11 protein-coding genes and 1 pseudogene are annotated in these 13,793 nt (G+C 69.4%); 5 read left to right on the top strand and 7 right to left on the bottom strand.

The features are described 5' to 3' along the window. The first annotated feature begins 435 nt into the window (after positions 1-435). The gene (locus RS86_RS00325; protein ID WP_045270209.1) at positions 436-2,220 is read left to right on the top strand and encodes a bifunctional metallophosphatase/5'-nucleotidase; all 1,785 of its coding nucleotides are present in this window, start codon (positions 436-438) and stop codon (positions 2,218-2,220) included. Between the two features lie 54 nt (positions 2,221-2,274). Here the strand turns inward: RS86_RS00325 and RS86_RS00320 are convergent, their stop codons facing one another. From RS86_RS00320 to RS86_RS00310, 3 genes are all read right to left on the bottom strand, one after another. Next, on the bottom strand, positions 2,275-3,099 hold the full coding sequence (locus RS86_RS00320; RefSeq protein ID WP_045270208.1) for a glutamate ABC transporter substrate-binding protein: 825 nt from the start codon (positions 3,097-3,099) through the stop codon (positions 2,275-2,277). A 1-nt stretch (position 3,100) separates the two neighbouring features. Beyond that, positions 3,101-4,816: an amino acid permease gene (locus RS86_RS00315; protein WP_082076447.1), complete on the bottom strand. Its 1,716-nt coding sequence runs from the start codon at positions 4,814-4,816 to the stop codon at positions 3,101-3,103. A gap of 144 nt (positions 4,817-4,960) precedes the next feature. After that, positions 4,961-5,392, bottom strand: a complete 432-nt coding sequence (locus RS86_RS00310; protein ID WP_045270207.1) for an SRPBCC domain-containing protein — start codon at positions 5,390-5,392, stop codon at positions 4,961-4,963. A gap of 172 nt (positions 5,393-5,564) precedes the next feature. Between RS86_RS00310 and RS86_RS00305 the strand changes: the two genes are divergently transcribed. After that, positions 5,565-5,942 carry an MmcQ/YjbR family DNA-binding protein gene (locus RS86_RS00305; protein ID WP_052679981.1) on the top strand — a complete coding sequence of 126 codons (378 nt, stop codon included), beginning with the start codon at positions 5,565-5,567 and terminating at the stop codon, positions 5,940-5,942. Positions 5,943-5,949: 7 nt separating this feature from the next. Here RS86_RS00305 and RS86_RS00300 read toward each other — a convergent pair whose 3' ends face one another. The 3 genes from RS86_RS00300 to RS86_RS00290 are packed head-to-tail and all read right to left on the bottom strand — an operon-like array spanning position 5,950 to position 7,581. Further along, a complete protein-coding gene (locus RS86_RS00300; protein WP_052679980.1) occupies positions 5,950-6,933 on the bottom strand; it encodes an NAD(P)-dependent alcohol dehydrogenase in 984 nt (327 codons plus the stop codon). 1 nt (position 6,934) lies between these two features. Next, on the bottom strand, positions 6,935-7,150 hold the full coding sequence (locus RS86_RS00295; protein ID WP_045270206.1) for a helix-turn-helix transcriptional regulator: 216 nt from the start codon (positions 7,148-7,150) through the stop codon (positions 6,935-6,937). Beyond that, on the bottom strand, positions 7,150-7,581 hold the full coding sequence (locus RS86_RS00290) for a hypothetical protein (RefSeq protein WP_045270205.1): 432 nt from the start codon (positions 7,579-7,581) through the stop codon (positions 7,150-7,152). The genes RS86_RS00295 and RS86_RS00290 overlap by 1 nt, the downstream gene beginning before the upstream one ends. A 178-nt stretch (positions 7,582-7,759) precedes the next feature. On the opposite strand from RS86_RS00290, the gene RS86_RS00285 reads away from it, so the two are divergent. The 3 genes from RS86_RS00285 to RS86_RS00275 all read left to right on the top strand — a co-directional run bounded on the left by RS86_RS00285 (position 7,760) and on the right by RS86_RS00275 (position 12,839). Next, a complete protein-coding gene (locus RS86_RS00285; protein WP_152642014.1) occupies positions 7,760-10,054 on the top strand; it encodes a SpaA isopeptide-forming pilin-related protein in 2,295 nt (764 codons plus the stop codon). A gap of 80 nt (positions 10,055-10,134) precedes the next feature. Beyond that, complete coding sequence (locus tag RS86_RS00280) at positions 10,135-11,721, top strand: SpaH/EbpB family LPXTG-anchored major pilin (protein WP_045270203.1); 1,587 nt, start codon at positions 10,135-10,137, stop codon at positions 11,719-11,721. Between the two features lie 167 nt (positions 11,722-11,888). Continuing rightward, a complete protein-coding gene (locus RS86_RS00275) occupies positions 11,889-12,839 on the top strand; it encodes a class C sortase (protein ID WP_045270202.1) in 951 nt (316 codons plus the stop codon). Positions 12,840-12,887: 48 nt separating this feature from the next. Here RS86_RS00275 and RS86_RS00270 read toward each other — a convergent pair. Continuing rightward, positions 12,888-13,793 (bottom strand): annotated as a pseudogene (locus tag RS86_RS00270) (hypothetical protein); the annotation flags it as partial.

The raw sequence follows: 13,793 nt of genomic DNA, 5'->3' as shown, positions 1-13,793 counted from the left end.
CTCCCTCCCTCCCTCGCTCCTTCCCTCCCTCCCTTCCGAGTCGTCCCCACCAGCGCACGCCAGGGGCTCCGCTCACAGGGACGACCCGAAAGTGGATGCACCAACACTCCGAGTCGTCCCCACCAGCGCACGCCAGGGGCTCCGCTGACGGGGACGACCCGGAAGTGGGTGGGTGGCTCCCGAGAACGGCGGGGCGCTCGGGCGCGCGTGCGGAGGAAGCGGGGGCGCTCGGGCGCGCGTGCGGGAGACGCGGAGTCGCTCATACGAGCGGGCGGAGAATGTTCACGCGCGCTTTGTTGTCGCCGACACCCCGGCGTGGTTGCATCGTTGCTCATGACAGATGAAACACATCTCCACCGCCACGCCGACGCCCCGCAACCCCGCTGGTGCTCGTGCGCCGTCCCGGATGATGTCGAGCAGGAGCGCCGCTCAGGGTTGAGCAGGCGCGGATTCCTCACCGGCGTCTCCGCGGCGAGCGCCCTCGCCGCGGCGGGCTGGGTCGCCACCAGCTCCGACTCGGCGTCCGCGGCCGCGGGCGGCGTCGGCAAGTCCGTGACCATCACGATCATGGGATCCTCCGACATCCACTCCCACGCGGTCAACTGGGACTACTACAAGGACGCGGAGTACTCCGACAAGGCCGGCAACGTCGTCGGCCTGTCGCGCGTCTCGAGCGTCGTGAACCAGATCCGCGCCGACCGCGGCCGTGACCGCACCCTCCTCTTCGACGCCGGAGACACCATCCAGGGCACGCCGCTCGGCTTCTACTACGCGACGATCGATCCGATCACCAAGAGCGGCGCGATCCACCCCATGGCCGCGCAGATGAACGCGATCGGCTACGACGCCGTGGCGCTGGGCAACCACGAGTTCAACTACGGCCTCGACTTCCTCGACACCTGGATCTCGCAGATGAAGGCCCCCGTGCTGGGCGCGAACGCCGTACGCAAGGGCACGACCGTGCCCGCGTACACGCCGTACACGATCAAGACGCTGCACCCGAAGGGCGCCAAGCCGATCCGGGTCGGCGTGCTCGGCCTGACCAACCCGGGCATCGTCATCTGGGACAAGGCCAACGTGAGCGGCAAGCTCGAGGTGCTGGACATCGTCGAGACCGCGAAGCGCTGGGTGCCCGTGATCCGCGACCAGGGCGTCGACGTGCTGGTCGTGAGCGTGCACTCCGGCGACAGCGGAACCTCGTCGTACGGCGACGCGCTGCCGAACGAGAACGCCGCGGCGCTGCTCGCCGAGCAGGTCCCCGGCGTCGACGCGATCCTGTTCGGGCACGCGCACAAGGACATCCCGCAGCGCTTCGTCACCAACGCGACCACGGGCCAGCAGGTCGTGCTCAGCGAGCCGATGTGCTGGGGCCAGCGGCTCAGCGTGTTCGACATCGAGTTGCAGCAGGTCAAGGGCCAGTGGACCGTCGTGTCGAAGAAGGCCACGAACGTCAACACGAACACGGTCCAGGACGATCCGGCCCTCGTCTCGCTCATCAAGGCGCAGCACGACGCCGTGGTCGCGTACGTCAACAAGCCGGTGGCCAACTCCACCGAGGAGCTGTCGGCCGCCGAGTCCTGCTGGAAGGACACCGCGATCCTCGACTACGTCAACAAGGTGCAGGTCGACACCGTGACGCAGGCCATCGCCGGCACTCCGGAGGCGGCGCTCCCGGTCGTGTCGATCGCGGCTCCCTTCAACCGCCAGGCCACCTTCCCGGCTGGGGAGGTCACGATCCGCGACGTCGCAGGGCTGTACATCTACGACAACACGCTCATGGCCTCGGTGCTCACCGGTGCGCAGATCAAGGACTATCTGGAGTACTCCGCGAAGTACTTCCAGCAGGTGGCCCCCGGCGCTCCCGTGGATCCCGCGAGCTGGACGAACGCGCTGAACACCCCGGACTACAACTACGACCAGTTCTCCGGGGTGGCCTACGACGTCGACATCGCGCAGCCGCAGGGGTCCCGGATCCAGAACCTGTCCTGGAACGGCGCTCCGGTCGATCCGGCGCAGAAGTTCGTCGTCGCGGTGAACAACTACCGCCAGTCCGGCGGCGGCGGTTTCCCGCACATCGCGACCGCGCCGGTCGTCTACAACGCGCAGGTCGCGATCCGCGAGGCCATCGTGGCGTACGCCTCGGCGGCCGGCACGATCGACCCGAAGGACTTCCACGTCGTGAACTGGCAGCTCACGCGCGCCGGAACCCCGGTCTTCTGATCGCCACGACGCCCCTCCGTCCGCCCGGGACGGAGGGGCGTCGTCGTGTCTGCGCTACTTGACCGTCGGCGGCGCAGGGATCGCGTATCCCGACGGGGCGATGTTCGCGTCGAGGGACTTCTTCCACGCGCCCGAGGAGATGTACTCCTTGAGCGCGGCGCGCACGGTGTCGAGCCGGTCGTCGCCCTGCTTCAGGCCGATCCCGTAGTTCTCATCGGTGAACCCCTTGCCGATCACGCGCAGCACGCCCTTGTACTCGGGCTGCGTCGCGAAGCCGGCGAGGATGAGGTCGTCCGTCGACACCGCGTCGACGGTGCCGGCGGCGAGGTCTCGGACGCACTCAGACCAGGACGGCACCTTCACGACGGTGATCTTCCCCCGGTAGTGCGACGTGAGGTAGTCGATCGAGGTGGTCCCGGCGGCCGCGCACACCTTCTTCCCGTCGAGCGTCTCGGGTCCGGTGATGGTGTCGTCGTTGCGGCGGATGAGCAGGTCCTGATGAGCCACGAAGTACGGTCCCGCGAAGGCGATCTCCTTCTCGCGCTCGGCGGTGATCGAGAAGGTCGAGACGACGAGATCGACCTTGCCCGAGGTGAGCGCGCTCACCCGCTCGGCCTGGTCGATGCGCTGCCACGTGATGTTCTTCGTGGGCACGCCGAGCTTGCCGGCGACGTAGTTCGCGGTGTCGATGTCGAACCCCGCGTAGCCGGAGTCCGTCTTGAGACTCACCCCGGGCAGGTCATCGGCGATGCCGATCGTGAGCGTGCCGGATCCGGTCGCGCTGTTGTCGCCGGTGTTCTGCGGAGCGGCCGAAGAGCAGCCGGAGACGAGCACGGAAGCGGCCACGAGGCTCAACGCGGCGGCGGCGAGGCGACGCATGTCACCGTCCCCCTTCGCGCGGGCCCGTGGCATCGTCGGGCCGGTTCTTGTCGGGTTCGTCGAGGTTGTCCCACTCGTGCATCTCGATCTCGACGGGCCCGACCGGGATCCCCTCGTCCTCGTCGTCCTCGTCGCGGTCGTGCACGTCGAACTGCACCGTGCCGATGGCCGCGATGGACTCCGTGCGCGGGCCTGCGGGCCGCGGCGGATACCGCAGGCCGGTGTCGGTCCACTTGCTGAGCATCCGCCCGTCGGTCTGGGCTGCCACGCGGCCCTTCACGATCAGCCAGCCGAGCTCGAAGATCACCAGCAGCACGGGGATCCCGATGACGACGACGACGAAGCCCGTCTTGTGCCAGAAGTACGGCGACGCCTGCCAACCGGAGATCGCCATGCCCACGATCACGAAAGCGAGGAATCCGATACCCAGATAACTCGTCCAGGGAGTCCCCGGGGCTCGGAAGGTGCTGGGCGGCAGCACTCCCCTGTCGGTGAGTCTTCGCAGCCGCAGCTGGCAGACGAAGATCGTCCCCCAGGTGAACACGACCGCGATCGAGGCCGCCTCCAGTGCGATCTCGAAGGCATCGGGGCTCACCGCGTTCAGGATGGATCCGAACACGTAGACCACGGCGGTCATCACGATGCCCGCCCACGGCACACCCGACTTGCTCATCTTGAGCGTGAAGCCCGGCGCCTGCTTCGCCATGCCGAGGCTGCGCAGCACGCGGCCCGTCGTGTACAGCCCGGAGTTCAGCGACGACATCGCCGCGACGATGAGGATCGCCTGGATCACGTTGGCCATCCACGGCATGCCCATTCGCCCGAACACGGTCACGAACGGGCTGATGCCCGGAGTGAACTCGCTCGTCGGCAGGATGCAGACCAGCAGGAGCAGCGCGCCGCAGTAGAAGACCGCGATCCGGACGATGACCGCGTTCACGGCCTTCGGGACCTCGCGCTTCGGATCCTCCATCTCGCCCGCCGCGATGCCGACCATCTCGATCGCGGCGTAGGCGAAGACGACGCCCGACATCACGATGATCGGCCCGTACCAGGCGAAGCCGTCGCCGGTGGGCCAGAACCCGCCGGGATTGGACCAGAGGTTCTGAACGCCCGCGCGGTGCCCGCCGACGTCGAAGCTGAACGCGACGACGACGATCCCCACGACGAGGAAAACGATGATCGCGGTGACCTTGAGCACCGAGGCCCAGAACTCGAACTCTCCGAACGCCTTCGCGGACAGCAGGTTGACGACGAGCACCACGGCGAGCGCGATGAGCACCGTGGCCCAGGTCGGCATCTGCGGCCACCAGTACTGGATGTACAGGCCTACGGCGCTGAGCTCGGCGATGCCGGTGAGCGCCCAGTTCGTCCAGTACATCCACCCCGTGTAGTACGCCGCCTTCTCGCCGAAGAACTCGCGCATCCAGGACACGAAGGCGCCGGAGGTGGTGCGGTAGAGCACGAGCTCGCCGAGCGCCCGCATGAGGAAGTAGGCGATCACGCCCACGAAGGCGTAGCTGAGCACGAGGGCCGGCCCGTTGCTGTGCAGCCGCGAGGCGGACCCGAGGAAGAGGCCCGTGCCGATCGCACCCCCGATCGCGATCATCTGCACCTGACGACGGTTCAGGCTCTTCTTGTACCCGGCCTGTTCCGCATCGTGTTCTTCGCCGTGGTCCTCCGCGTGCGTGAGATTCCCGGCATCGGTCTGCGACATGCGATCCCCCTGTCGTTTCACCCGTGGTCACCGGTGGCGCGGGTCGCAGGACGGCTCGGAGCATCGGCGCTGACGTGGTACTGAGAATGGCACGGTTTCTGGACCGAGGGCAATCGGTCGCGCGGCGCGTTCCCGTTCCGGCGTTCAGCCCTGCCGCTCGGCGATCTCCTTCACGCTGCGCACGAGGCTGTCCCACATCGTGGTGGAGTGCAGCGCCGCGGCTTCGTCGGGGTTGTTGTCCTGGCTCAGCGTCAACTCGACCGGACCGTCCCCCGTGATCGTCCAGGTCAGCGTGTGGTAGTTCTCCGGGACGTCGGGCTTCCCTGTGAGCGGGCTGAAGTGCGTGCAGACGAGACGCCGCCCCGGCTCCGCCTCGAGGATCACGCCTTTGTCCTCGTAGGCGCGTCCCTGCCACTCCCCCTGCCAGCGGATCGGCGCGCCGACCGTCCAGTCCGTGACGACGGTCGTCCCGAACATGAACTCGCGGACCGCCTCCGGATCGGTCAGCACCTCCCAGACGCGATCGGGAGACGCCTCGATCGCGATGCTCGATGTGGCGACGTAGTCCTCTGGCATGTTCCGCTCCCGTTCGCTCAGTCCCCGCCCCATGATCCGCCGAAACCGCCGACGCGTACAGAGCGGGTCCCGGACGCGGTCGAGGTCGCAGTCGCGTCCGGTGTCGCTCGCGCACGGCATGATGAGGTGCGTGGATCCATGATCGGAACCCTCCTGACGAAAGGCTCGGCGCGTGGCAGGCGACAACATGCAGGACTGGGTGCGAGCGCGTTCCGAGGAGCTCCCCGGTGTCACCGTCGATCAGCCGTTCGGGCCCGAGGTCGACGTCTTCCGGGTGCGCGGGTTGATGTTCATGGCGCTCTCGCCGTCGACCGCGACGGGCGTGACGCTCAAGTCGGCGCCGGCGGATGCGGAGGCCCTGCGCGCCACATTTCCCGCGATCATCCCCGGCTACCACATGAACAAGAAGCACTGGATCACGCTGCTCGCCGACGGAAGCCTCGAGCAGGGTCTCGTCGAGGAGCTCGTGACCGAGGCCTATCGCCTCGTCGTCGCGAAGCTCCCCCGCGCGCAGCGCCCGGTCGATCCGGAGATCTTCGGGCGGGTGTGACCCGCGGTCACTCCACCGTCACGACGACCTTGCCGACGGTGCGCCCCGCCGCGAGATGAGCGAGGGCGGCGCCGGCCTCCGCGAGCGGCCAGGTGCGCTCGACGACCGGCGCGATGCGGCCGTCCGCGGCGAGCGCGAGCAGTTCGCGGAGTGCCTCCGGCTTGGCGGTCGCGGCGAGCGGGTGCAGCGGACGGCGGGAGAACACGGAGAGTGCGGCCGCGCGGGCGACCCGCGGAATCGGGCCGAGCACGCGCCCGCCCTCACCCGCGACGAGCACGGCGGATCCGCCGTCGCGCACGAGCCTCCGCACCGCACGCAGCGGACTGTCGCCGGCGATGTCCACCACGACGTCGAAGCCCCTCTCCGGCAGGTCGGCGAGCCGCACAGTCCGGCGGTCGTAGGTGGTGGACGCGCCTAGGGACGCGACGAGCGTGCGGTTGCGCTCGGAGCACGACGCGTGCACCTCGGCGCCGCGCACCGCGGCGAGCTGCACCGTGAACGTGCCGACCCCGCCGGACGCGCCGAGCGCGAGCACGCGGTCGCCCGATGCGACGTCGGCCCGGCGGAGCGCCTGCCACGCCGTGCCGCCGGCGATGGGCAGCGCCGCGGCGGTCACGGGATCGACCTCGGCCGGGCGGGGCACGAGGCGGCCCGCCGGCGCGATCGCGTACTCGGCGAGCCCGCCGCCGCCGGGGATCTCCCCCACCACCTCATCACCCACGGCGAATCCCGATACTTCGGGGCCTAGGGCGACGACGATACCCGCGACATCGATGCCGCGGACCGGCTGCTTCGGACGCGACCAGCCGAACGCGCTGCGCAGCAGCAGAGGCTCGCCGGTCATGATGTGCCGATCCGCCGCATTCAGGCCCGTCGCCCGCACACGCAGCAGCACCTCTCCTCGCCGGGGCTGCGGGACGTCGATCCGTGTCCGCGTGACCTCGTCCACGCCGCCGTAGCGGGTCTGGATCCAGGCATCCATGTCGTTCATCTCATACCTCCGGGTACTGGAAGACGTCGTCGAGGCCGACCTCGAAGACGCGGGCGAGCTGGAACGCGAGCTCGAGGGTCGGCGAGTACCGGCCCGCCTCGATCGCGATGAGGGTCTGCCGCGTCACTCCCACGCGGAAGGCGAGCTCGGCCTGGGTGAGGCCACGGGTGTCGCGCAGCGCGCGGATCGAGTTCGTGACTCTGGTCGGCTTGACCATCAGAGGCCCCGCCGATACGCGACGATCCGCGCGATGCTGCCGACGATCGCGGCGACCGCGAAGCCGAAGAACATCGTGTGGGCGATCCAGAACCAGTCGGCGCGCACGGCGCACAGGATGAGCACCCCGACGCCCGCGATCGCGAGGAAGGCCTGCTCGACACGTGTGCCCATCCGCGCGATGTCGCGATCGCGGATGTCGCTCTTGCCGACTCCTCCCGGCTCGCGCATGCCCGCGACGATGCCCCAGAGAATGCTGATGACGATCGTCAGCACGATGCTGGCGCCGATCGTCCACAGCATGATCGGCACCCAGTCGACGTCGATGAGCGGACCCGTTCCTGCCTGACGGAGTACGACCGCGACGTACACCGCCATGGCGATGACGGTGACGATGAGGCCCGACCAGACGTTGCGCTCCTCGTAGACCATGATCGTCTCCTCCTGTCAAAGATTCTTTACATTTGATCGTACGGAGCCACGATCGGTGATGTCAAGAATCTTTTACAAGTACTCAGTGCGAAAAATATCTCGAAGATCCTCCGTCACGATCCCGGGCAGTCGAGGTCTCTCTGTGCATCGGCAGACGAAACCCGAGAAGCGAGTGCACGTGAACCCTGAGAACCCGAACGGTCGACCGCAGACGCGGAGCGAGCTCCGGCGCGCCCGCGTGCGCCGGCGGCGACGGACGGCGGCGGCGGCGCTCGGCGTCCTGCTGCTCGCGGGAGGATTGTTCGCCGTCCTCGGCAGCACGAGGGCGTCGGCCGTCACCGCCGACCCGACGGCGCAGCCCACCGCCACGCCGACCCCGGCCCCGACTCCGACCGCGGACCCGAGCACGCCCGCGCCGACGCCCAGCCCGTCGCGGTCGGTCAAGGCGACCGCTCCGACCGCCGGCTCCCTCTCCCCCGCCGCGCCGCTGGCGCTGGCCGCCGCGGCCGCTCCGGCGTTCGGCTGCGGCTCGACGTACGTCTACTCCGTGACGACCGCGGGAGGCATCTTCCAGACGACCGCCGCCTCAGGCGCCAGCACCGCGAACGGCGCGTTCACCGTGCCGGCAGGCGACATCGTCAACGCGCTCGCCCTCGGCCAGGCCGGCAACTACATCTGGGCACTGGATCGGACCGCGGGGACGATCCTCCGATACGACGCGTCGACGGGGCAGACCACGACCTACGGCACGAACGTGTCCGGATCGCTCCTCAACGTCATCGCCGGTGCGATCGATCCGCTGACCGGGATCTACTACTACGTCTGGGTGCCCGACACCCCCACGGGCATCTGGTACATCTACGGGTTCAACACGCTCACCAACACCCCGATCGGCTACATGGGCTCGATCAGCGGGATGGGCTCCTCCGCGAACGGCGACATCGCGTTCGACGCGGCCGGCAACCTCTACATCGTCTCCAACGCGAGCGACACCGCATCCGGGATCGTCTCCCGGGTGAACGGCCCGTTGCCGACGTCCGCCGGCAACGCCGCCCTGACCGCGACGACGATCACGAACGCACTCCCGGCGAACGCGGGTCAGTACAACTCCGTCGCGTTCGGCCCCAACGGCAACCTCGTGATCGGCTCGGCGCTGTCCTCCGGGGCGTCGTCGACCATCAAGCAGGTCGATCCGGCCACCGGCGCCCAGCTCTCGTCCTCTGCGGGCCCGATCGCGTGGGTCGACATGGCCAGCTGCATCTACCCGAACACGATGGTCCTGCAGAAGAACCTGCCGCAGGGTCGCTATGCGCCGGGCGATCAGTTCACCCTCACGATCGGCAATGTCACCAGCTCCGCGAACACCGCGACGACGACCGGCACCGCGACGGGGATCCAGAGCAGCATCGTCGGCCCGCTGCTCGGGCGGAGCGGTCAGACCTACACGATCTCCGAGACCGCGGCATCCGGCAGTCTGAGCAACTACACGAGCACGTGGTCCTGCGTCGATCAGGCCAACGGCAACGTGGTCGTGGCGTCCGGGAACGGCAGCAGCGGAAGCTTCGCGATGCCGAACAACATCGCGGGCGGGGCGAAGGTCGTGTGCACGATCACGAACACGGCATCGCCCTCGACCGCCACGGTGACGCTCGGCAAGCAGGTCACCGACGTCAACGGCAACAACCCCACCGCCGCGCCGGGCTGGACGCTCGGCGCCGCGACCACGGCGACCACCGGCACCGTGACGACTTCCCCGACGGGGACGACGGCCGTGACCGGCGCCGGCGGATCGACGGCGCCGTGGACCCTCACCTTCGGATCCGCGTCGTCACGCGCGACGGTCGCGGTCTCCGAGACGCAGCAGACCGGCTACACCTTCAAGTCGGGGAGTTGCACGGTCACGCCCGCGACGGGCAGCCCGACCACCTACACGCTCACCAGCGCCGCATCGTTCCCCCTGACCGGCATCGCCGGAGGCGCGACCGTCGCCTGCACCTACATCAACCAGCCCACGGCCGGGACGATCTCGTGGCAGAAGGTCGACGCGGCTTCGACATCGCACTACCTCGCGGGATCCGAATGGACGCTGCGGGGCCCCGGGGCATCCGGACCGACGATCACCGTGAAGGACTGCACCGCGACGCCGTGCACGGGCACGAACGACACCGACGCGCGCGCCGGCTATCTCACCGTCGGCGGCCTCGCGTGGGGCGCGTACACGCTCACCGAGACGAGGGCGCCCGCGGGGTACGTCCTCGACACGACCCCTCGCACGGCCACGGTCGGCGCGACCGCGCTGACGGTGAGCCTCGGCGCGATCAAGAACGTCCAGCAGACCGTGCCTGCGATCCCGCTGACCGGCGGCATCGGTGCCGACGCCTATCTGATCGCGGGCGTCCTGTTCGCCGCCCTCGCCCTGGGCCTGGCCTCACTGCAGTTCTGGCGACGCCGACACCGGCGAAACGCCCTCTGAATCCGTCCGGGACTTGCCCGAGTCCCGGTTCCTCGTCACGCCGCGCCGCGTCGTGATCCATCAATAAGAAAGAGACAATAATGTCGAAATCTCTCACCGCGGCGGTGCGGACGCACCGGACGCTGGCAGCAGCGACTGCGCTGTCGCTCGGCCTGCTGGGGGTGGCCTTGACGGCAACGGCCGCCAGCGCCGCCCCGGTCCCCGGCCCGGTCACCAACCAGACCGGGTCCCTGACCATCCACAAGTACGCCTACCCGGCCAACGGCTCCCAGAATCCGTCCGGCACCGGCACGAACCCGACGACGTCGCCGATCGACGGCGTGACGTTCCAGGTGTGCGCGATCAACAACGTCACCTCCCTCACCGACACGTCGAACCTCGGCTGGACGCAGGTGAAGAACCTGCAGAACGTCGCCGGCGCGCAGTCCGCGACCGCCCTCACGGGCACGACCGCCGGCGTCGACTCGACGACGAACTTCCCGCTCGGCACCTGCACCAACGTCACCACCGCCGGCGGCGGAATCGCGACCGCCTCGGGCCTCGCGGTCGGCGCCTACCTCGTCCGCGAGATCAGCGCGCCGTCGAGCGTCATCACGATGTCGTCGCCGTTCGTCGTGACCGTGCCGACGCCCGCCGATTCGACTGCCGGCGCCGCGAACACGGGCCTGTGGGAGTACAACGTGAACGTGTACCCGAAGAACGCCACGGGCACCTCCCCGCAGAAGACCGTCGGCAACCAGAACCCCAACGGGTACACCCTCGGCTCGCAGGTCGACTTCTCGGTCTCCCAGCTGATCCCGTCGCTGCCGACCGGACAGGCCTACACCAAGCTCATCGTCTCCGACGTCCTGGACGCGAAGCTGACGCCGAACACCACCTACGTGCCCGTCGTGAAGATCGGCGCGACGACGCTCGCCACCCCCGGCGACTACACGTACACCTGGTCGGGTCAGACGCTCACGGTGACCCTCACCGCATCGGGTCTCTCCAAGCTCGTCGCCGGCCAGACCGTCTCGGTGGGCTTCCGCGCCACGGTCAACGCCGTCGGCGCGATCGACAACACCGCGACGGTCAACCTGAACGACCTGAAGCTGGACGGCACCACGAGCCCGACCCCGACCAACACCGTCACCACCCGCTGGGGCAACCTGCTCGGCACCAAGAGCGACGCCGGCAACCCGACGCACACGCTCGCGGGAGCCACGTTCACCGTCTTCGAGACGACCACCACCACCGGCACCTGCGCCGTCCCGGCCGGCGGCGTCACTGGTCTCACCCAGGTCACCCAGCCGAACTCGACCAACCCGCTGGTCGTGACCTCGAACGCGAGCGGATCCATCGCCATCTCCGGTCTCTGGGTCGGCGACACGACCACCGCGGCCAATGATGTGACCAACCGCTGCTACATCCTCCAGGAGACCGCGGCCCCCGCCGGCTACGTGCTCCCGGCGGGCAACGCCGCGCTGACCGCCGTCAACGTGCAGTCCGGATCCACCGTGACCACGCCGACGTTCACCGTCACCAACAACCAGCAGCTGGTCCCGGGCCTGCCGCTGACCGGTGCCGACGGACAGATCATCCTCACGACCGCGGGCATCGCGCTGCTGCTCGTCGCCGCCGGCGGCGTCCTCCTGGTGATCCGCCGCCGCGCACACGCGGAGAGCTGAGCTCCCGCGTCCCAGCCGGGTGGGTCGGCCGTTCCAGATCGGCCGCCCCACCCCGAATGCGGGTGGACGGTTTCCCACTTTCCCTGTCTCCCCGCCTCTCCCACGGGTGGGTGGTCGCAGCTCCCAGACATGCGACCACCCGCCCCTTTCCGCATCGATAGGAAACCGTGAACCTCGACGACAGGCAGCCGCTGCGGCGGGAACGCCACCGGACGCGCCGAGGACGGCGCTGGAAGCCGAACGGCCTGCTGATCGTCACCACGCTCGTCGCCGTCATCGGCGCCACGACTCTGACGTACTCCAGCGCGGCGAGCTGGGTGTCCTCGCTCAACCAGTCCCAGGTCGTGAAGGGCTATCAGCTCTCCGTCGAGCACACGGAACCCAGCGCCGCGGAGCAGCTCGCCGCCGCCGACCGCTACAACGAGTCGCTCGCGTCCGGTGTGGAGCTCGAGGCCAACACCCGCAAACCCATCGGAGCAGGTACCGCGACCGGGACCGTTCCGAGCTACGCGAGCCTGCTGAGCACGCCTACGGGGATCATGTCCCGGATCCAGATCCCGAAGATCGGCGTCGATCTGCCCGTCTATCACGGCACGAGCGACGCCACCCTGCTGCGCGGCGCGGGGCATCTCGAGGGCACCTCACTCCCCGTCGGAGGCAAGGGGACGCTGTCCGTCATCACCGGCCACCGGGGTCTCGCCGAGGCGACCATGTTCACCGATCTCGACCGGATCCAGCCGGGCGACACCTTCACCGTCACCACCTTCGGTCGTGTGCTCACCTACCGGGTGTTCGATACCCGCGTCGTCGAACCGTCCGACACCGCGTCACTGCACCCGCAGCAGGACCGCGACCTCGTGACGCTCATCACGTGCACGCCGCTCGGCATCAACTCCCACCGCATCCTCGTCACGGGCGAACGGGTCCGACCCACGCCGGACGCGGACGTCAAGGCGGCCGAGGCCCCGCCCGTCACGGTCGCCTTCCCGTGGTGGCTCGTGTTCTACGGCACAGGACTCGCCCTGATCGGGCTCTACCTGTGGTGGGGCGGCCGCGTGCGCGACGCCGATCGGCGTCAGCCTCAGCGGCGCCGTGGTCTCGCCGCGGCGGCCCGCTGACGGAGCGTCCGGCCGCCGGGGATACCACGCGCGTTGCTCGTCCCTCGCTCAGGGCACGGTGAGCGTGCTGGTGAGCCCGTATCGTCCGGCCGCGGCATAGCGGACATCGACCGTGGTCGCGCTACCGGCGCCCACCGGCACGATGAGCTGACCCGTCGCATCGAGCACGCCGGGCGCCCAGGCTCCGCCACCGGTGCGCAGCTCGATGCCCGCTCCCGCGTCACCCGTCACGACGACGCCGTTCGAGGCGGTCGCCGCGGAGAGAGCGGGGGCGTGCAGCGGCACGTCGACGGAGAGGGGCGATGACGTCTCCCCCGACAGGTCCTGCGTCATGGTGATGGCGTTGTCACCGGCGCTGAGCCCGTCGACGACGGTCATCGTCCAGTTTCCCTGGGGATCCACCGACGCGGTCGTGTCCGCGGATCCGACGGCGGCGTGCACCGTCGCTCCGGGGGCGCCCGTCCCTGTCAGGAGCGGGAAGAGCCGGCCGCCGCCGTCGACCGAGGTCACGACGACGTCGGGCAGGGTGCGACCGACCGTGAGCGGCACCGAGGCCGGCTGGCTGACCTGGAGCCCCCGGGATGCGACCACGGAGAGCGTGTACTGGCCATCGGCGATGCCGGCGATCTTCATCGGCGTGGTCCACATCCCGGAGGGGTTCGCGGAATCGACGGCTTGAGCGACGACCCGCCCAGCGGCGGCGACCAGCTGCACGGTGATCGCGACATTCGCATCCGAGCTTCCGTGCACGAGGAGCAGATCCGACTTCACGGTGCCCCTGCGCGGCGAGACGATGACCGGCGCCGCGGGAACGACGGCCGGCGGGAGGACGACCGGCGCTGCCGCCGGCGCGGAGACCGGCAACGGCGCAGGGGCGAAAGGAGTGATGGCGGGCGATGACGGCGCAAGCGGTCCCGCCGCTCGCGGCGGGCTGACGGGGCCGAGGGGCGGGGC

The organism is Microbacterium azadirachtae, assembly GCF_000956505.1.
Classification (GTDB): Bacteria; Actinomycetota; Actinomycetes; order Actinomycetales; family Microbacteriaceae; genus Microbacterium; species Microbacterium azadirachtae_A.
This window is presented reverse-complemented; position numbering and strand designations above follow the sequence as displayed.

Bases quoted from the DNA above. Each gene is read 5' to 3' on its own strand.
- RS86_RS00320 (WP_045270208.1), bottom strand. From the start codon at position 3,099: ATGCGTCGCCTCGCCGCCGCCGCGTTGAGCCTCGTGGCCGCTTCCGTG.
- RS86_RS00315 (WP_082076447.1), bottom strand. From the start codon at position 4,816: ATGTCGCAGACCGATGCCGGGAATCTCACGCACGCGGAGGACCACGGC.
- RS86_RS00310 (WP_045270207.1), bottom strand. From the start codon at position 5,392: ATGCCAGAGGACTACGTCGCCACATCGAGCATCGCGATCGAGGCGTCT.
- RS86_RS00300 (WP_052679980.1), bottom strand. From the start codon at position 6,933: ATGAACGACATGGATGCCTGGATCCAGACCCGCTACGGCGGCGTGGAC.
- RS86_RS00295 (WP_045270206.1), bottom strand. From the start codon at position 7,150: ATGGTCAAGCCGACCAGAGTCACGAACTCGATCCGCGCGCTGCGCGAC.
- RS86_RS00290 (WP_045270205.1), bottom strand. From the start codon at position 7,581: ATGGTCTACGAGGAGCGCAACGTCTGGTCGGGCCTCATCGTCACCGTC.
- RS86_RS00280 (WP_045270203.1), top strand. From the start codon at position 10,135: ATGTCGAAATCTCTCACCGCGGCGGTGCGGACGCACCGGACGCTGGCA.